Origin of the sequence: Acetobacter sp. DmW_125128 (assembly GCF_008704325.1) — a bacterium.
Lineage (GTDB): Bacteria > Pseudomonadota > Alphaproteobacteria > Acetobacterales > Acetobacteraceae > Acetobacter > Acetobacter oryzifermentans.
In genome coordinates this window covers 49,620-67,602 of record NZ_VHOP01000003.1, presented here as the reverse complement: position 1 = coordinate 67,602, position 17,983 = coordinate 49,620, and the positions used below count along the sequence as shown (strand labels likewise).

General features: G+C 52.3%; 16 protein-coding genes and 2 tRNA genes. 3 read left to right on the top strand and 15 right to left on the bottom strand.

The window, feature by feature from the left end; all coding sequences use genetic code 11:
* Window position 1 precedes the first annotated feature (1 nt).
* The 14 genes from nuoF to FKW19_RS01310 form a co-directional block, all read right to left on the bottom strand.
* Window positions 2–1,330, bottom strand: a complete 1,329-nt coding sequence (nuoF, locus tag FKW19_RS01375; RefSeq protein ID WP_089179224.1) for an NADH-quinone oxidoreductase subunit NuoF — start codon at window positions 1,328–1,330, stop codon at window positions 2–4.
* 11 nt (window positions 1,331–1,341) lie between these two features.
* Complete coding sequence (locus FKW19_RS01370) at window positions 1,342–1,983, bottom strand: NAD(P)H-dependent oxidoreductase subunit E (protein ID WP_089179225.1); 642 nt, start codon at window positions 1,981–1,983, stop codon at window positions 1,342–1,344.
* Window positions 1,980–3,260: an NADH-quinone oxidoreductase subunit D gene (locus FKW19_RS01365; RefSeq protein ID WP_089179226.1), complete on the bottom strand. Its 1,281-nt coding sequence runs from the start codon at window positions 3,258–3,260 to the stop codon at window positions 1,980–1,982. Before FKW19_RS01365 ends, FKW19_RS01370 begins: the two co-directional genes overlap by 4 nt.
* Window positions 3,260–3,919, bottom strand: a complete 660-nt coding sequence (locus tag FKW19_RS01360; protein ID WP_089179227.1) for an NADH-quinone oxidoreductase subunit C — start codon at window positions 3,917–3,919, stop codon at window positions 3,260–3,262. The genes FKW19_RS01365 and FKW19_RS01360 overlap by 1 nt, the downstream gene beginning before the upstream one ends.
* A complete protein-coding gene (locus FKW19_RS01355) occupies window positions 3,912–4,472 on the bottom strand; it encodes an NADH-quinone oxidoreductase subunit B family protein (protein ID WP_006116559.1) in 561 nt (186 codons plus the stop codon). Before FKW19_RS01355 ends, FKW19_RS01360 begins: the two co-directional genes overlap by 8 nt.
* An 18-nt stretch (window positions 4,473–4,490) precedes the next feature.
* On the bottom strand, window positions 4,491–4,856 hold the full coding sequence (gene ndhC / locus FKW19_RS01350; RefSeq protein WP_019088394.1) for an NADH-quinone oxidoreductase subunit A: 366 nt from the start codon (window positions 4,854–4,856) through the stop codon (window positions 4,491–4,493).
* Window positions 4,857–5,087: 231 nt separating this feature from the next.
* Window positions 5,088–5,162 (bottom strand) — tRNA-Val (locus FKW19_RS01345).
* Window positions 5,163–5,248: 86 nt separating this feature from the next.
* Window positions 5,249–5,536, bottom strand: coding sequence for an HU family DNA-binding protein (locus tag FKW19_RS01340; RefSeq protein WP_003624117.1), 288 nt, complete (start codon window positions 5,534–5,536; stop codon window positions 5,249–5,251).
* A 144-nt stretch (window positions 5,537–5,680) separates the two neighbouring features.
* A complete protein-coding gene (gene lon, locus FKW19_RS01335) occupies window positions 5,681–8,203 on the bottom strand; it encodes an endopeptidase La (protein ID WP_089179228.1) in 2,523 nt (840 codons plus the stop codon).
* Window positions 8,204–8,401: 198 nt separating this feature from the next.
* Entirely contained in the window at window positions 8,402–9,667 is a 1,266-nt protein-coding gene (clpX, locus tag FKW19_RS01330) for an ATP-dependent Clp protease ATP-binding subunit ClpX (RefSeq protein ID WP_006116556.1), read from the bottom strand.
* A 120-nt stretch (window positions 9,668–9,787) separates the two neighbouring features.
* Window positions 9,788–10,450: an ATP-dependent Clp protease proteolytic subunit gene (locus FKW19_RS01325; protein ID WP_019088390.1), complete on the bottom strand. Its 663-nt coding sequence runs from the start codon at window positions 10,448–10,450 to the stop codon at window positions 9,788–9,790.
* 174 nt (window positions 10,451–10,624) lie between these two features.
* A complete protein-coding gene (gene tig / locus FKW19_RS01320) occupies window positions 10,625–11,959 on the bottom strand; it encodes a trigger factor (RefSeq protein WP_006116554.1) in 1,335 nt (444 codons plus the stop codon).
* Window positions 11,960–12,047: 88 nt separating this feature from the next.
* A tRNA-Leu gene (locus FKW19_RS01315) sits at window positions 12,048–12,132 on the bottom strand.
* A 49-nt stretch (window positions 12,133–12,181) separates the two neighbouring features.
* Entirely contained in the window at window positions 12,182–13,645 is a 1,464-nt protein-coding gene (locus FKW19_RS01310) for an NAD(P)H-hydrate dehydratase (protein ID WP_089179229.1), read from the bottom strand.
* Window positions 13,646–13,803: 158 nt separating this feature from the next.
* On the opposite strand from FKW19_RS01310, the gene FKW19_RS01305 reads away from it, so the two are divergent.
* The 3 genes from FKW19_RS01305 to FKW19_RS01295 all read left to right on the top strand — a co-directional run bounded on the left by FKW19_RS01305 (window position 13,804) and on the right by FKW19_RS01295 (window position 17,661).
* Entirely contained in the window at window positions 13,804–14,259 is a 456-nt protein-coding gene (locus FKW19_RS01305) for a membrane protein (RefSeq protein WP_006116552.1), read from the top strand.
* Window positions 14,260–14,439: 180 nt separating this feature from the next.
* Complete coding sequence (locus FKW19_RS01300; RefSeq protein ID WP_089179230.1) at window positions 14,440–16,353, top strand: DEAD/DEAH box helicase; 1,914 nt, start codon at window positions 14,440–14,442, stop codon at window positions 16,351–16,353.
* A 9-nt stretch (window positions 16,354–16,362) separates the two neighbouring features.
* Window positions 16,363–17,661: a class I SAM-dependent RNA methyltransferase gene (locus tag FKW19_RS01295; protein ID WP_089179231.1), complete on the top strand. Its 1,299-nt coding sequence runs from the start codon at window positions 16,363–16,365 to the stop codon at window positions 17,659–17,661.
* Here FKW19_RS01295 and FKW19_RS01290 read toward each other — a convergent pair.
* Window positions 17,615–17,983: an iron-sulfur cluster assembly accessory protein gene (locus tag FKW19_RS01290; RefSeq protein WP_089179232.1), complete on the bottom strand. Its 369-nt coding sequence runs from the start codon at window positions 17,981–17,983 to the stop codon at window positions 17,615–17,617. The two genes, FKW19_RS01295 and FKW19_RS01290, sit on opposite strands and share 47 nt — an antisense overlap.

Genomic DNA, 17,983 nt, shown 5'->3' with positions numbered 1-17,983 from the left:
CTTACTCCGCCGCCACTGGCACACTGCCCGCAGGCACCTGCACCAAGCCCGTGCCGCCATGCGCAACCTTGTACTGCCGGATACGTGCTTCCATTTCTGGCCGGAAATGCCGGATTAATCCTTGGATAGGCCATGCAGCTGCATCACCCAGCGCACAAATAGTGTGGCCTTCCACCTGCTTGGTCACTTGCTCTAGCAAATCAATTTCTTCTATTTCGGCTTTGCCCTGCACCATGCGGTTCATCATACGCATCATCCATCCAGTGCCTTCTCGGCAAGGTGTGCATTGGCCGCAGCTTTCATGCTTAAAGAACTTTGAAAAACGCGCGATGGCTTCAATAATATCTGTGGATTTATCCATCACGATCATACATGCCGTACCCAAACCAGAACGTTCTGCACGCAAACTATCGTAATCCATCAACACAGTTTCACAAATGGATTTAGGCAGCACAGGAACAGAACAACCACCGGGAATAACAGCCAGCAGGTTATCCCACCCACCACGCACGCCACCACCATGCTTTTCAATAATCTCTTTAAGTGGAACACCCAGCTCTTCTTCAAACACACAGGGCGTATTCACATGGCCAGAAATAGCCATAAGTTTTGTGCCTGCATTATTGGGCCGCCCCAAACCAGAAAACCAAGCTGCCCCACGGCGCATAATGGTAGATGTAACGGCTATGCTTTCCACATTATTCACTGTTGTCGGGCAGCCATATAACCCCGCCCCTGCTGGGAATGGAGGCTTCATGCGGGGCTGACCCTTTTTACCTTCAAGGCTTTCCAGCAGAGCTGTTTCTTCTCCGCAGATATATGCGCCAGCACCACGGTGAATACGGAAATCAAAATCCCACCCGCTACCCGCAGCATTTTTTCCGAGAAGACCTGCCTCATAAGCTTCATCTATCGCTGCCTGAAGGCGCTCAGCTTCTCTGCAAAACTCGCCACGGATATAAATGTAGGAAGCATGAGCACCCATAGCGAAAGAGGCTATCATTGCGCTCTCTATCAACTTGTGTGGCTCATGCCGCATAACTTCCCGATCTTTACACGTGCCGGGTTCTGATTCATCCCCATTGATGACGAGATAATGCGGCCGACCATCAGATTTTTTGGGCATGAATGACCACTTCAACCCGGTGGGAAATCCAGCCCCTCCACGGCCACGCAAGCCAGATGCCTTCATTTCCGCAATGACTGCATCCCGTCCTCTTGCGATAATGGCTGCGGTATTATCCCAATCACCTCGTTTCCGGGCTGCTGGCAAACGCCAATCATCCTGACCATAAAGATTGGTGAAGATACGGTCTTTATCCTGAAGCATGGCCGTTTCTCCTATTTCTGATCCGGGGATGATGCAGACGTTTCCAGAAGGGTTTTTCTGCCGCCTTCCGGTGCTGAGCACATACGGTTGATAGCTGGACCGGCTTCTGGGTGACGGCCTGCACGCAAATCTGCAATTAATGCTTCTGTGCGTGGACCATCCATATCCTCGTAGTAATCATCATCAACTTGCAGAATAGGTGCATTGGCACAGGCACCCAGGCATTCCACTTCGGTTAAGGTAAACAAGCCATCATCGCTGGTTTCACCAAAATGATGAATCCCTGTTGCCTTACGGCAAGCCTCTGTTACCGCATCCGAGCCACGTAGCCAGCACGGTGTGGTTGTGCAGACCTGAAGATGGTAGCGGCCAATCGGCTTTGTATTGAACATGGTGTAAAAAGACGCCACCTCATACACGCGTATTGGTGCCATCTCTAACCTGTGGGCAATATCATCCATTGCCACAAGCGGTATCCATGCACTACCGGTTACGCGGCCCATCTGGCGCTGCGCAATATACAAAAGAGGCATAACCGCACTGGCTTTGCGTTCTTCTGGATATTTTTTAAGAACATTTACAATTTCTGCTTCAGATTCATCATCAAAAACAAAGCTGTCCGGCTGTTTTGCCGGGGCCCAGGTGGTGTTCATCGGTCAACCTCCCCGAACACAAGATCAAGCGATCCGATAATGGCCACCATGTCCGCCAACATACCGCGACGGGACAATTCATCGATGGCCTGAAGGTGAGCAAATCCTGTTGGACGAATTTTGCAGCGATACGGCCGGTTACTTCCATCGGCAACCAAATACACCCCAAATTCTCCTTTAGGACTTTCTACCGCTGTATAGGTTGCGCCGGGGGGAACGTGATACCCTTCGCTAAACAACTTGAAGTGATGAATAAGCGCTTCCATAGAACGCTTCATTTCTGCACGAGGCGGCGGGCTGAACTTGGGATCCTGCACCTTTACGTCCCCAGGACGTATCTGGGTCAGACATTGCTCAATAATCTTGACGCTTTCTCGCATTTCCGCAACACGCACCAGATAGCGATCGTAACAATCACCCTGCCGCGCAACCGGCACATTGAATTCAACCTTGTGGTAATTATCATAGGGCTGATTACGGCGCAGATCCCACGGCACACCAGAAGCACGTAAACATGGGCCACTAAAACCCCAAGCCAACGCCTGCTCTGTTGTAAAAACACCAATACCCACTGTACGTTGTTTCCAAATACGGTTTTCAGTGAGCAGCCCCTCGAGTTCATCAATCCATTTTGGGAACTCTTTGGCCCATGCGCCTATTTTATCTTCCAACCCTGCAGGCACATCACGCGCGACACCCCCCGGACGGAAATAATTGGCATGAAACCGTGCACCAGATGCAGCCTCGTAAAACTCCAGAAGTTTTTCGCGCTCTTCATATCCCCACAAAGCCGGGGTAACAGCCCCGCAATCTAAACCCATAGCTGTAAGATTGAGAATATGATTTAGAACGCGCGTTATTTCCGCAAACATAACGCGTAGCCACTTGGCGCGTTCTGGAATATCAATACCCAGAAGTTTTTCCGTAGCCAGAGCAAAAGCCTGCTCCTCACACATCGGAGAAACGTAATCCAGCCGATCAAAATACGGCAAAGCTTTCTGATAGGTTTTGTGTTCTATGAGTTTTTCTGTGCCACGATGCAAAAGGCCGATATGGGGCACAGCACGTGCCACTACCTCGCCTTCCATTTCCAGCACCAAGCGCAACACACCATGCGCAGAGGGATGCTGAGGCCCGAAGTTGAGTGCGTGAGAATCAATTTCCACAATTTTGCGTGGTTCTTCTTCCGCCACTTTTTCGGGCACAAGGCTTTCTGGAACATCTTGATGCAGCACAGTATCTGCTGCTTCAACAAAGCTATTTTTCAATTCAGTCATCAGCCGGACCTCTTCATGCCCTGTCTGACTTCATGCGCTTTTTCGTCTCCCGGCAAAGTCAGCATGCCTTCCCATGGGGAAACGAAATCAAAATCACGAAAATCCTGTGTTAAAGAAACAGGTTCTTTCACAACTTGCCTGCGTTCCACATCGTAACGGACCTGTTCATAACCCGTTAATGGGAAGTCCTTACGCAGTGGATGTCCTTCAAACCCATTATCTGTAAGGATACGCCGCATATCGGGCTGATTGGAAAAGACTACTCCAAACAGATCGTAGCATTCACGCTCCCACCATGTGGCACAGGGCCACAAATGGTGCACAGAAGGTACGGGCATAATTTCATCTGTTTGCACAATCACCCGGATACGGTGGTTATGTGTGACAGACAGCAAATTATAAACAACATCAAACCGCCGCGGCCGTTCGGGAAAATCTACCCCGCACAAATCCATCAACTGTTCAAAGCGATATGATGGATGATCCCTTAGCAATTCGAGAAAATGCAATAAGTGATCGCGTTCTATACGAACAACCAACTCACCTTTTTCTACTGCCGCATAGGATACGGAAGGCAAGGTTGCCATGAAGGTAAAGGCCATGGCAGACAGCCGCCCCTCAAGGCGACCTTGCCGAGGATTTACAGGAAGTTCAGCCACGAAGAATGGTCCCCGTCCGACGTATTTTTTTCTGAAGCAGCATAATGCCGTAAATCAAAGCCTCTGCCGTTGGTGGGCAGCCCGGCACATACACATCTACAGGCACGATGCGGTCACACCCCCGTACAACAGAATACGAATAGTGATAATAGCCGCCTCCATTAGCGCAGGAGCCCATGGAGATAACCCAGCGTGGTTCGGCCATCTGCTCGTACAATCGGCGCAGCACAGGGGCCATTTTGTTGGTAAGCGTGCCAGCCACAATCATAACATCAGACTGACGCGGAGACCCACGCGGGATGATGCCCATGCGGTCCAGATCATACCGCGGCATGTAAGCGTGGATCATTTCCACCGCGCAGCAAGCAAGCCCAAAGGACATAGGCCACAAACTGCCTGTTCGCCCCCAGTTTACCAACTTATCCAAATTGGCAACAACAAAGCCTTTTTCGGCCAGAACCCCTGTAATGCCCCGCACAACAGCATCTTGCTCTGGGCCGGGTGGAAGCGCTTCGCGGTTCCATAGCACCGCATCCTGCTGGTTGGCTGTCATGGCTGTATCTCCCTCACCTCAATCCCAATCCAGCGCGCCTTTGCGCCATTCGTACAAAAAGCCAATGCCCAGCACGGCCAGAAATCCAAGCATGGAAAGAAAGCCAAACAGTCCAATGCGCCCCAGCGTGATGGCCCAGGGGAACAGGAATGCAACTTCCAGATCGAAAATGATGAACAGGATGGCAACCAGATAAAAACGCACATCAAAACGGCGGCGCGCATCATCAAATGCTTCAAAACCGCATTCATAAGCTGTCAGTTTTTCGGAATACGGTTTCTGGTGGCCGCTCAGCAGCGCCATACCCAGCATGGCGGCGGCAATAATAACCGACATGCCCCCAAACACGAGAACTGGCGCGTAATCACCAAGAACAGACTGCATGGTGTGGTTCCTGCACATGTTTAAGCCGCAGTGGCTTGTGTTTCATGCAGCAACCCTAGCCCCAACATCCTACATACGGATATGCACGAACGCGTTGGGTATGGGGCACTTTCTTGTGAAGGCCGAATTTTAAGGAGAAATTGAGGAGCCAGAGAGTGCTCTGACAAAAACCACACACAGGCAACAATGGAACTAAGTCCATTGTGCGTGTGGGTTACCATTTGGGGAAAATGGTGGGCAATGACGGGATCGAACCGCCGACCATCTCGGTGTAAACGAGACGCTCTACCGCTGAGCTAATTGCCCGCCCCCTATGTGCCATAAACAGAAAAGGCCGACAACCCCTTTTTTGAGATTGTCGGCCTTTTTCAGAAAAAAAATTTCTGACGGAATTAACCGCTGACGGCATCCTTTAGCGCCTTGCCCGGCTTGAAGCGGACAGAGGTGGAAGCAGGGATATCGATTTCTTCACCCGTACGCGGGTTACGGCCTTTAGCAGCCTTGCGGGTTGCGGTCACAAATGTGCCAAAACCAACCAGACGCACTTCCTGCTTTGTGGACAGGGCCTTTTCGATCGCACCGAATACGGCATCGACCACTTCACCGGCTTTTGCCTTGGGCAGGTCAACAGCTTCAGCCACGGCTGAAACGAGTTCCTGCTTGTTGAGCGGCTTCTCCATCCTTACGCCTTTCTATTTCTTATATCTGTTCGGAACGGCGGGCGGCCTTTTCGTCCGCCTGTCCGCTACCTGAACGCACTATGAAGCCGTTTTTCGCCACGTCAACCAAGCAAACGCAACTTCGTACGCTCTTAGCCCTTCTATTCAGTGTGGCAACACCGGAAGAGCGGATTCTCCACCTGCTGCTGGCAGTGGATCTGGCACATCTTCCCACTCAATTGGCTGAGGCTGACGCACCAGCGCACGCGCCAGAACTTCATCCACATGAGAGACAGGAACGATTTCCAGTTTCTTCTTCACGTTTTCAGGGATTTCCGTAAGGTCCTTCTCATTTTCCTTGGGAATGAACACTGTACGAATACCCGCACGCAAAGCCGCAAGCAGCTTTTCTTTCAAGCCGCCAATAGCCAGCACACGCCCACGCAATGTGATTTCACCTGTCATGGCGACATCCCGACGAATGGGAATACCTGTCAGCACACTCACTAAGGATGTGACCATAGCCACACCGGCCGAAGGACCATCTTTGGGAGTCGCACCTTCTGGCACATGCACATGGAAGCTGCGCTTATCAAACAAGGTGGGCACAATGCCAAAGCTGGTTGCCCGACTCCGCACAAAGGAGAACGCTGCAGAAATGCTCTCCTTCATAACGTCGCCCAGCTTACCGGTTTCAACAATACCGCCCTTGCCTGGCACCATAACGCTTTCAATGGTCAGGATTTCCCCGCCCACTTCGGTCCAAGCCAGCCCGGTTACAACGCCAACCATGTCTTCTGCTTCGGTTTCCCCATAGCTGAAACGACGCACACCTGCGTATTTGTCCAGATTCCTAGGAGTAACAGAAACTTTCTTGGCCTTACCGGTGACAATTTCCTTCACGGCCTTACGGGCAAGCCCCGCAAGTTCACGTTCCAGATTACGCACGCCAGCCTCACGCGTGTAATAGCGAATCAGATCCCGCACGGCGTCATCTGTAATCGACCATTCATCCGGTTTGAGGTTATGCGCCTGTGTCTGCTTGGAAATAAGGTGGCGCTTGGCAATTTCCACCTTCTCGTCTTCTGTGTAACCGGACAGACGAATGATTTCCATACGATCCAGCAGAGGCTGCGGCATGTTCAGGCTATTCGCCGTTGTAACGAACATGGCATCAGAGAGATCATAATCCACTTCCAGATAATGATCTGCAAATGTGCTGTTCTGCTCTGGATCCAACACTTCCAGCAGTGCAGATGCTGGATCTCCACGCCAATCAGAACCCAGTTTGTCAATTTCATCCAGCAGGAACAGTGGATTCGAGACTTTCGCCTTCTTCATCCCCTGAATGATCTTGCCAGGCATGGAGCCAATATACGTACGCCGATGGCCACGAATTTCAGCTTCATCCCGCACGCCACCCAATGACATACGTACGTAATGCCGCCCCGTTGCCTTGGCGATAGAACGTGCCAAAGACGTTTTACCAACACCGGGAGGCCCTACCAGACACAGAATCGGGCCTTTAAGCTTCTGGGACCGGCTTTGAACAGCCAGATATTCCAGAATCCGTTCTTTAACTTTTTCTAGTCCGTAGTGATCTGCATCCAGAATTTTTTCTGCTTCTGTCAGATCATGCTTTACCTTGGTCCGCTTCTTCCACGGAATGCTCAGCAGCCAATCCAGATAATTCCGCACAACTGTAGATTCGGCAGACATCATGCTCATGCCGCGCAGCTTTTTAAGCTCCGCTACAGCTTTTTCGTGTGCTTCCTTAGAGAGCTTGGTTTTGGCAATGCGTTCTTCCAGTTCGGATGTTTCATCCTTACCGTCTTCGCCTTCACCCAGTTCCTTCTGAATCGCCTTAAGCTGTTCGTTCAGATAATACTCGCGCTGCGTTTTTTCCATCTGACGCTTAACGCGGTTGCGAATCTTCTTTTCAACCTGAAGAACATCAATTTCCGCCTCAATATGCGCGAAAACCTTTTCCAGTTGCGCCATCACTGTTGGCGCTTCCAGAATTTCCTGTTTTTCCGCAATCTTGAGGTTTAGGTGGCTGGTTACGGTATCTGCCAGCTTAGCCAGATCACTGATCTGGTTCAGAGAGACCAGCACCTCGGACGCAATCTTTTTGTTGAGCTTCATATACTGCTCAAACTGAGACACGATAGAACGGCCAAGTGCTTCGGCTTCTGGCCCTTCAGCCGCCTGCTCTGGCATGTCCTCAATATCGGCCTCAAAGTGCCCTTCCACCTCGTGCAAGGTTTTTACGCGTACGCGCTTCACACCTTCCACCAGCACCTTCACGGTGCCATCCGGCAGTTTTAGTAGCTGCAGAATAGTTGAAAGTGTACCCACCCGATAAATATCATCGGCGGAAGGATCATCCTGCGCAGCATCCTTCTGAGCGACCAGCAGAATATGGCGGTCATCTTTAGTGACCGTTTCCAACGCTTTTACAGATTTCTCACGCCCAACAAACAAGGGCACGATCATATGCGGGAACACCACAATATCGCGCAGTGGCAGCACAGCCACGTGCACAGAAGCCTTAACTTCCTGCACTTCTGGCTCTGCCGTAGCTTCTACTGCTGTTGTGGTTTGATGTGTGGCTTCTGCTGCCACTTCCGGCTTGGTTTTTGTTGCAGTCCGGCGCCTGCGTTTCACTGGTTTTTCGTTATCAGCCATGATGATGACCTCCTGACAAGGACGATCCGGACACGGCACCCGCCTTGCGGCATACCCTGTTCCGTACAAGAGCCAACGCGGTGAAAGCTCTTTTGTCTATCCTTATGTCGTTATTCACAGCGTTTTACACAATGGGACAGTGACAAAAACAGCGCTGGAGCATGTGCCGCCAGCGCTGTTTTGTGAATAGTCCCCAACTTAAGCAGATTGTTCTGCCGGGATTTCTTTCTTTTTCCCGTAAACATAGACCGGACTGGCCTTGCCTTCCGCGACATCCCGGTTAACCACCACTTCCTCTACATTTTCGAGGCCCGGCAGATCAAACATGGTCGACATTAGGATACTTTCCAGAATGGAGCGTAGCCCACGAGCCCCAGTCTTTCGCACAATAGCGCGATCTGCGATGGCTTTAAGTGCATCATCCGTAAAGTCCAGTTGCACATCTTCCATCTGGAACAAACGCTGATACTGCTTGACCAACGCATTCTTGGGTTCTGTCAGAATCTTGATAAGCGCAGCTTCATCCAGATCACCCAGCGTTGCGATAACTGGCAGACGCCCGATGAATTCCGGAATCAAACCAAACTTCATCAAGTCTTCCGGTTCCACGTCGTGCAGGATTTCCCCTGTCTTACGCTCATCCGGAGCACGCACATCGGCGCCAAACCCAATGTTGGTTCCTTTACCGCGGGCAGAAATAATCTTGTCCAGCCCAGCAAAAGCACCACCACAGATAAACAGCATGTTGGTGGTATCTACTTGCAGGAACTCCTGCTGCGGATGCTTGCGCCCTCCCTGCGGCGGAACAGAAGCGACTGTGCCTTCCATAAGCTTCAGCAGCGCCTGCTGCACACCTTCACCACTTACATCACGGGTAATGGAAGGGTTGTCTGACTTTTTGGAAATCTTGTCGATTTCATCAATATACACAATGCCACGCTGTGCACGTTCAACATTGTAGTCAGATGCCTGCAACAGCTTGAGAATAATGTTTTCAACATCTTCCCCCACATACCCTGCTTCTGTCAGGGTTGTGGCGTCTGCCATTGTAAAAGGCACATCCAGAATACGCGCCAGTGTCTGAGCAAGCAGGGTTTTACCAGAGCCTGTTGGGCCAATAAGCAGGATGTTAGATTTTGCAATCTCAACATCCCCGGCTTTGGCAACCTGCGTCAGGCGCTTGTAATGGTTATGCACAGCCACAGACAAAACCTTTTTGGCTTGAGCCTGCCCGATAACATAATCATCCAGAACCTTGCAGATTTCCCGCGGTGTCGGCACACCCTCGCGCGATTTGACAAGGGATGTCTTGTTCTCTTCACGGATGATATCCATGCAGAGTTCAACACACTCATCACAAATGAACACCGTGGGGCCGGCAATCAGCTTGCGAACCTCATGTTGTGACTTTCCACAGAACGAGCAGTAAAGCGTATTCTTGGAATCACCGGACTTCGTATTCATCAGCCCACTCCCTCGATCATCCCAGGCCCCATCGCACCGAGAACCGAGTCCCAGAACGTGTGTGCCTGCCTTACGGCAGGCGTCTTCCCTATTGTAACAGGAAGATTACTGTACGCCAGATTAAGGATGACTTTTATCCTTCTTGCCTGTTTCTGTCGCCTTATGGTGGCTGATCACCTCATCCACAATCCCGAAGGACTGAGCTTCGTGGGCGGACATGTAGGTATCACGCTCCAACTTCTGCTCAATTTCCTCCAACGTGCGACCTGTATGTTCACGGTAGATTTCATTCAGCTTCTGACGAATGATCAGAATTTCACGCGCCTGAATTTCGATATCACTTGCCTGACCCTGCGCGCCACCAGAAGGCTGATGCACCATAACACGCGCATTTGGCAGCGCGAAACGGCGCCCTTTTTCACCCCCAGCCAGCAACAAGGAGCCCATAGAAGCTGCCTGCCCGATGCACACTGTGCTTACGGGACTGCGGATGTACTGCATGGTATCATAAATTGCCAAACCGGCAGAAACCACACCACCCGGGCTGTTGATGTAAAAAGAGATTTCCTTGTTCGGATTCACGCTTTCCAGATACAGAAGCTGCGCGGAAATCAAGGATGCAACCTGATCGTACACGGGACCAGTCAGGAAGATGATCCGCTCTTGAAGCAGGCGGGAATAGATATCAAACGCCCGCTCACCGCGAGAGGTCTGTTCGACCACCATCGGTACCAGCGCATTGCTGAAAATCTCAACGGGATCACGATCCCTCATACCACTCATTCCCGTATAAAAAACTGAATTAGCCCTTCCCGCCTTCCTGCGCAAACACAAGAAAGCTCAGGCACTCTGGTTCAAGATAGAGATAAAGTGGAAAGATGCCACCCCGGAAAAGAAAAACATGCCCAAAAAGAATGTCCCGCCAGTTCACACTGGCGGGACACGGCCTTTTTCTTATTAGATATTCGCTGGTGGAATATCTGAAAGCTCCTCTGGTGTGACCTCTTTATCCGTCACTTTAGCCAGTTCAATCAGGTAATCGACAACCTTGTTTTCAAAGATTGGCCCCCTGAGGGATTCTGCGGCCTGCGGATTCTTCTGGAAGAATTCGAACACCTGCTTTTCCTGACCTTGGTAGCGCATGGCTTCTGCCCGCACTGCCCGGCCCAATTCGTCCGGCGTAACCGTAATATTGTTCTTACGGCCAATTTCAGCCAGAAGCAGACCCAACTTTACGCGGCGTTCCGCAATTTTACGGTAATCAGCGCGAAGGGTTTCTTCGTCTTTGTTCTTGTCTTCGTCATCAAGCTGGCCAGACTTACGGTCTTCTTCAACGCGCGCCCAGATCTGGTTGAATTCTGCATCCACCATGCCTTCTGGCGCAGTGAAATCAGTTTTCTTTGCCAGTTCATCCAGCAGCTCACGTTTGATACGCAGACGAGAAAGCTGATCATATTCGCCTTCAATCTGCTTGCGAATCAGATCTTTCAGCTGATCAAGGCTTTCAAAGCCCATCTTCTTGGCCAGTTCATCATCAATCGGCGCATCAACTGGCTTCTTGATCTGCTTGGCTTTGATATCGAAGGTTGCTTCTTTACCTGCCAGCTCAGTTGCGCCGTAATCTGCGGGGAAAGTTACCGTAATAACTTTTTCTTCGCCCGGCTTCATGCCTTCGATCTGCTCAGCAAACCCAGGAATAAAGCCTTCACCGCCGATTTCGACGTTCACATCTTCAGCGGAACCGCCTTCGAAGGGAACACCGTCGCGCTTACCAACAAAATCGATAGCTACCACATCACCTTTGGCAACGGGGCGAACTTCTTCCACCACTTCAAAAGTGCGGCCGCGCTTAGCGATATCTTCCAGCACCTTGTTGATGGCTTCATCGCTTACGTTCGCCTTCAGGCGTGTCAGCGTGAGATCAGACAGGTCTGGCACAGCGATTTCTGGCAGAAGCTCTGCTTCAACTGTGAATTCCAGATCTTTTCCATCATCGGCCTGCCCCGAAACCAGATCTACCTTAGGCTGACCAGCAGGACGGATACCGCGTTCGTCAAAAACGTTACGCAGAGCATCAGATACCGTCTGTTCCAGCACTTCTGCCCACACGCTTTCGCCGTAACGCTGCTTGGCCAGAGAAACAGGCACCTTACCCGGACGGAAGCCCGGCAGATTTAGGTTTGCTGCAACTTCCTTCAGCCGCGCATCACGCTTGCTGGCAATTTCCGCCGCTGGAACTGTTACGGTAAAACCACGCTTCAGCCCTTCGGAAAGGGTCTCGGTAACCTGCATCGGTCAGGCCTTCCTTTCGGTACAAAACTCAAACACCCGCTACGCAAAGGCCGTCGCGGACCAGGACGGGAGCATGACTAAAATAAATTGGTACGGGTGGAGGGACTTGAACCCCCACGACTTGCGTCACCAGAACCTAAATCTGGCGTGTCTACCAATTCCACCACACCCGCTCACAATGCTCACCGTCACGAGTTGGGTGGACTTAACCCAAACATTCGCTCACGGCAAGATGCCGATGTGCGAGTTCACCCTCTGTTTCTGCATATGAGCTGCTTTTTCTCGCGCAGCGCCCAAATGAAGGTCCAAATCTTCCGCCACAGGCCACGGCCCGGCTTGCCGCCCAGCCTCCCCATGCAGCCACACGCCAGCACATGCAGCCTCCCACGCTGGCATACCAGCAGCCAGCAGGGCTGAAACAACACCAGAAAGTGTATCCCCTGAACCCGCTGTGCCTAAAGCTGGAGTTGCATGGTCATTAATTGCAAGCCGTCCGTCTGGCGCTGCAATCATGGTGGAAGCCCCTTTTAGAACCACCACAGCCCCAATCTGCTGGGCCGCCTGCCGAATATGCTCTGGCGGATTACTGCCCACTGGGCCGAATACGCGGGTAAACTCCCCAACATGCGGCGTTATAACTGCAACGCCTTTAAGTTTTTCAGGGTCGCCCGCAGAAGCGCTTAAAGCACCGGCATCAGCCAGAACGCTCTTTTCTGCCGCTAACAACACCGGCAGCGTGGCCTGCACTTCCGCCTCTGTTAAACCGGGGCCGCAAACCCACACGCGGCGGCGCTTGTCTTGCAACAATGTCGGCAACGGTGCCGCATCTACAATAAGGCCGGGCGCACCCAGTTTATAAGCCGCAGCACCCGCCCCAGCAGCCACACGCACCAAACCAGCACCGGCAGCGCGTGCACCGCCCGCACATAAGCGGGTTGCCCCCGGCATGGATTCGCCCGCGCAAATACTCACCACACCGCGCGTATATTTATGACTTTCAGGGCCAGGAATCGGCAAATGCCACAAGCCGGGCTCATTCCGCCACGTTGTTGGAGGCACCTGATCCAACGCAGCTTCTGGGATTCCGATATCTGCCAGAATCAACCGCCCCAGATATTCTCTGCCCGGATATAGTAAATGCCCCGGCTTGAACCGGCAGAACGTTACCGTCATGGCGGCCTGCGGTGCATATCCACGCACCAAGCCTGTCGCGCCATCCACACCTGAAGGCATATCAACAGCAACAATACGCCGCGCCGCTTGCAGAACTTCAACAGGCAAACCCGTAACGTCTCTGCTCAATCCTGCACCGAAGATAGCATCAACCACCAAATCTGCCCGCGCAGATTCCTGTGCTGAAAATGGCACGCGAACACCTCGGAATCGGGCCGAGGCTTCTGCCGCCGCGCCGCCCAGCTTGGGCGCCACCATTTCCGCTACAGCCACAGGCCAACCTGCATCATGAAGATGCCGCGCAACCACGTATCCATCCCCCCCGTTATTGCCGGGGCCACACAGCACAAGCACGCGGGCTGGCTTTTCGTATCGGAAAATAGCGCGCGCCACCGCGCGACCAGCATTTTCCATCAATACGGAAACGGGCACAGTCTGCGCCGAAATATGGTCAATTTTCCCCATTTCATCAGGGGAATAAACGCTCAGAAGAGAAGGATATATTGCTGCCATACCGAGCCTCCACACATAGAGCAGACGATAATTTGTGCAAATATAGCCTCTTGCGCAGTGTCCGTCCCCTTGGCAATCAGGCAGCAGACAAGCGTTGGACGATACCCCCTTCCCCGCCCCGCGCCTTTTTCCTGCATTAACGCCAAGCGGAGTTCAGCATGCCCCATTCCATTCTCTGGAGCCTTGTTCTCACCCTCCACCTTGTCAGCATCATCTTGTGGATTGGTGGTGGTGCCTATGCCGTTATTATTTTGCGCCCGAGCCTACGCTTACTGGATGCAACACAGCGCAACTCTGTGCATTTGCAGACATTGGCCCGCTTTTTTAAGGTTTTAACGCACGTTATCCCCACAGCACTGATTACCGGCTGGCTGCTGATTATTCATGAAGGTGGGTTTGCAAACGCACCATGGACAACCAACCTCATGCAGCTTTTGGGCATTATCATGGCTGTGCTGTTTGTTATGATGTACACAGGGCCTTACCAGAAAGCACGGCGCTCCATCCGCCCGCAGCCTTCTGTGTTCGACTCCATCCGCTCCCGCGTGCTGCTTATTGTTGCGTTGGGCGTGCTGGCAGTGCTTTCTGCCTGCCTTGGCCATCCTTTTGCCTAAGAAACACAGTAACATTCTGCCAAAAACTTGATTTCAGGCCAAAACAGCTTTATCGGAACAAACGCCTGACCGGGTAGATACGTGAATCGGTGCCTCAGTCACTTTAGTTGAGGCACCCCGATACGGGCAGGCTCTTCAGCCAGTGCTGACAACAGACAGACCTACGGTTCCGAGAGCAGATTGACAGCTAAAACGCCCGCCTCCCCCCGCAAGACAGCAACACGTAGCCGCAAAAAAACGGCTACCCCTGCCCCTGTGAGCGCAGCAGACGCCGCAGAAGATACGGGCACGGCAACCGAAGCTCCCGCTGAAAAAGCGGTTGCAGCCGAGGCAAAACCTGCCCCCAAAAAACGTGTTGTAAGGCGCCGGAAGCCAAAAGTAGAAAAAGCTGAAGAATCAGCTCCAATCGCCCCAGAACAGGCCGAAGCAACCCTAGCAACAGAAGTTCCCGCTCCCGTAGAAGCCGCGGCTTCTGCTGTTGAGGTTGTTGAGCAAGCGCCTGAAGTTGCGCCGGAACCCTCTGCGGAAAAGCAGCCTGCTCCAAAAGCCAAAGCAGAAGAAAACGCCACTCCAGAACTGGTTCCTGCTGAAAAAACCGCAGAAATTACCGTTGAAGCCGCAGAAGATACGGCCTCCATCACATTTGCTGATCTGGAACTCTCCGAGCCTCTCCTACGTGCTATTTCGGACATGGGCTACACACACCCCACCCCCATTCAGGCTCAGGCTATTCCGGCCATTCTGATGGCGCGGGATGTTATGGGCGTTGCACAGACAGGAACGGGTAAGACTGCGTCTTTCACGCTACCCATGCTGGAGATTTTGGCGGATTCGCGGGCACGGGCCCGTATGCCGCGCTCCCTTATTCTGGAACCCACGCGTGAACTGGCGCTACAGGTTGCAGAAAATTTTGTGAACTACGGCAAATACCTCAAGCTCAACCATGCTCTGCTGATTGGCGGAGAAAGCATGGCAGATCAGAAAGAAGTACTGAACCGTGGTGTGGATGTGCTAATTGCCACCCCCGGCCGCCTGCTTGATCTGTTTGAACGCGGCGGTTTGATGCTGAACCACACCGGCATTCTGGTAATTGATGAAGCTGACCGTATGCTGGATATGGGCTTCATTCCCGATATTGAAAAAATTGTCGGGCTGTTGCCTCCTAACCGGCAAACACTGCTGTTCTCCGCCACTATGGCACCGACCATCCGTAAGCTGGCAGATACCTTCCTGCATTCTCCCAAAGAAATTACGGTTGCACGGCAATCTTCTGTGGCCACAACCATTACAACCGGCATTGTGGTGGTGGATGAATACAGCAAGCGGGAAACGCTCCGCCAACTGTTGAAAGACCCAGCGCTACAGAATGCTATTGTGTTCTGCAATCGTAAGCGTGATGTGGATATTTTAACCAAATCGCTCGTGAAGCATGGCTTTTCAGCCGCCGCTTTACATGGCGATTTGCCCCAGTCCGTGCGCTTTTCCACGCTGGAAAAATTCAAGAACGATGAACTGAAAGTGCTTGTGTGCTCAGACGTAGCCGCACGTGGCATTGATATTGGCGGTCTTTCGCACGTCTTCAATTTCGATCTGCCCTTCCATGCAGAAGACTATGTGCACCGAATCGGACGTACTGGCCGTGCAGGGCGTGAAGGCCACGCCTACAGCATTGCAACGCCGTATGATAAAGCTCTGGCCGAAGCTATTGAAAAGCTGACAGGCAAAGAAATTCCGCGCATGGTGCTGGATGGTGTGAAGCAGCTTGAATGGTCTGATGAAAAGCGGCCACCAGCGGGGCGCGCACGCAAACCCCACACACCACAGCGTAATCGGGAACGTGAAAATCCAGCTCCTGCAGCACGCGAACAGCAGCAGCCTGAAGCCAAACTCCAGCAGACAGCACGCCCAGAACGTCAGCCTACGCGCAATACACGCCATCAGCGGGATGAAATTCCGCCCGCTCCCGGTGGTGATGTACAGGGCTTTGGCGATATGGTACCAGCGTTCATGCTGTTGCCACGCCGAAACTCTGTTAGGCCTGCCTCACCGGGCACAGATGCAACGGCTGAACGCGCCGCAGATACGCACGCCTGAACATAATCTGTGACTGAAACTTACGATACGGATGTTCTCTATCTGGCAACGCAGGGCGATGGCGCCGTGCGTACGCCAGATGGTTCTGTAGTTTACGTTCCAGAAACTCTTGCTAGTGAGCATGTGCGTCTGAATAAAAATTCAGATGGCAAGTGGCAGCTTGTTGAAGTTCTTCAACCTTCACCAGACCGGCAGATACCGCCCTGCTCCTTGTGTGAACGCTGCGGTGGCTGCACGCTCCAACATGTAAAACCTGCTGCTATTTTGCAGTGGAAAATGGCTACTGTTCAACACGCTTTACAAAAGGCTGGGTTTAACAACCTTCCAGCATTTTCTGCCAAGCAGGTGCAGCCATTCTCTCGCCGTAGAGCAGATCTGGCTGTAAGGCGTCAGCCTGATGGCATCATCATTGGGCTTCATGCGCGCAATAGCCACGCAGTTACAGACCTTACCACCTGCGTTGTGTTGCACCCCGACATTCTAGCGGCCCTACCCGCTTTTCGGGCCACACTCCGCAGCTTGAACGCCATTCGGCGTGAAGCCAATTTACATATCAATCTGCTGGATTCTGGGCTGGATGTTCTGTTGCAAACAGATGGGCCGCTAACTGCACCAGACCGCGTGCGTTTGGCGCAACTGGTTACAGAGCAGCGCATTCCGCGTATCAGTTGGCAGTTGATTAAAGATACAGGTCAGCCAGAAGTCGCGGCACAATCAGGCTCTGTTGTTCAGACAATTGCTTCTCACCAAATCACACCGCCACCTGGCACTTTTTTGCAGGCAACAGGTGAAAGTGAAAAATATATTCAGGATGCCGTTGTAAAAAGCCTGCCCGCCAAGCTGAACCGCCGTGATATTATTACCGAGCTTTATGCCGGTTGTGGCACACTTACGTTTCCATTGGCAGAACGTGCCCGCGTAAACGCTTACGAAGGCTATGCACCCGCTTTGGAGGCCCTGAAGAAAGCGACAGGCGGCACGCGAATCAGTACATTCTGTCGGGATCTAAACCATCAGCCGGTTTTGGCTAAGGAAATAACAGCTTCCGCTGTGGTTGTGCTGGATCCCCCGCACGCAGGGGCAAAGTTGCAAATGCGCCAGATTGCTCAAGGGTTACCCACCCACATTATTTATGTAAGCTGTAACCCCGCCGCCTTGGCGCAGGATGCAAGCCTGCTGGCCAAAGCTGGATATACGGTGGAAAATGTAACTGTAGTTGACCAGTTTTTATGGTCTGCAGAAATTGAAGCCATTTGTAGCTTCAAACGTGAAAGCTCTCGCCGCAGCCGCAACGGCCTTTCTCGTTAGGGTTGGAAAAAACAAACCCGGCCTCCAGATCACCTTCCTGATAATCCATTTCAGAACCAATCAGGTAAAGCGTAGCTTTGCGATCTACCAGCAAGGTTATGCCGTGATCTTTTACCACTTCATCGCCCTCACCTGCTGTATCCACAAACTGCATGTCATATGCTTTGCCGGAGCAGCCTTTGGTGCTTACAGAAATACGCAGCAACTGGCCCGCATGTGCCGTGGCATATAAATGCTGCAACCGATCTGCCGCAGCTTGAGACACCCGCATAAGAGGAGGAAGTTCCCGCTTTGTGGGAGCAACAGCCGTTTTCTGAGACAT

Coding starts and splice junctions, on each gene's coding strand:
- nuoF (WP_089179224.1), bottom strand. CDS start 1,330: ATGCTTCAGGATAAAGACCGTATCTTCACCAATCTTTATGGTCAGGAT.
- FKW19_RS01365 (WP_089179226.1), bottom strand. CDS start 3,260: ATGACTGAATTGAAAAATAGCTTTGTTGAAGCAGCAGATACTGTGCTG.
- FKW19_RS01325 (WP_019088390.1), bottom strand. CDS start 10,450: ATGAGTGGTATGAGGGATCGTGATCCCGTTGAGATTTTCAGCAATGCG.
- tig (WP_006116554.1), bottom strand. CDS start 11,959: ATGCAGGTTACCGAGACCCTTTCCGAAGGGCTGAAGCGTGGTTTTACC.
- clpX (WP_006116556.1), bottom strand. CDS start 9,667: ATGAATACGAAGTCCGGTGATTCCAAGAATACGCTTTACTGCTCGTTC.
- lon (WP_089179228.1), bottom strand. CDS start 8,203: ATGGCTGATAACGAAAAACCAGTGAAACGCAGGCGCCGGACTGCAACA.
- FKW19_RS01370 (WP_089179225.1), bottom strand. CDS start 1,983: ATGAACACCACCTGGGCCCCGGCAAAACAGCCGGACAGCTTTGTTTTT.
- FKW19_RS01310 (WP_089179229.1), bottom strand. CDS start 13,645: ATGGCAGCAATATATCCTTCTCTTCTGAGCGTTTATTCCCCTGATGAA.
- FKW19_RS01290 (WP_089179232.1), bottom strand. CDS start 17,983: ATGTCTCAGAAAACGGCTGTTGCTCCCACAAAGCGGGAACTTCCTCCT.
- ndhC (WP_019088394.1), bottom strand. CDS start 4,856: ATGCAGTCTGTTCTTGGTGATTACGCGCCAGTTCTCGTGTTTGGGGGC.
- FKW19_RS01355 (WP_006116559.1), bottom strand. CDS start 4,472: ATGACAGCCAACCAGCAGGATGCGGTGCTATGGAACCGCGAAGCGCTT.
- FKW19_RS01305 (WP_006116552.1), top strand. CDS start 13,804: ATGCCCCATTCCATTCTCTGGAGCCTTGTTCTCACCCTCCACCTTGTC.
- FKW19_RS01340 (WP_003624117.1), bottom strand. CDS start 5,536: ATGGAGAAGCCGCTCAACAAGCAGGAACTCGTTTCAGCCGTGGCTGAA.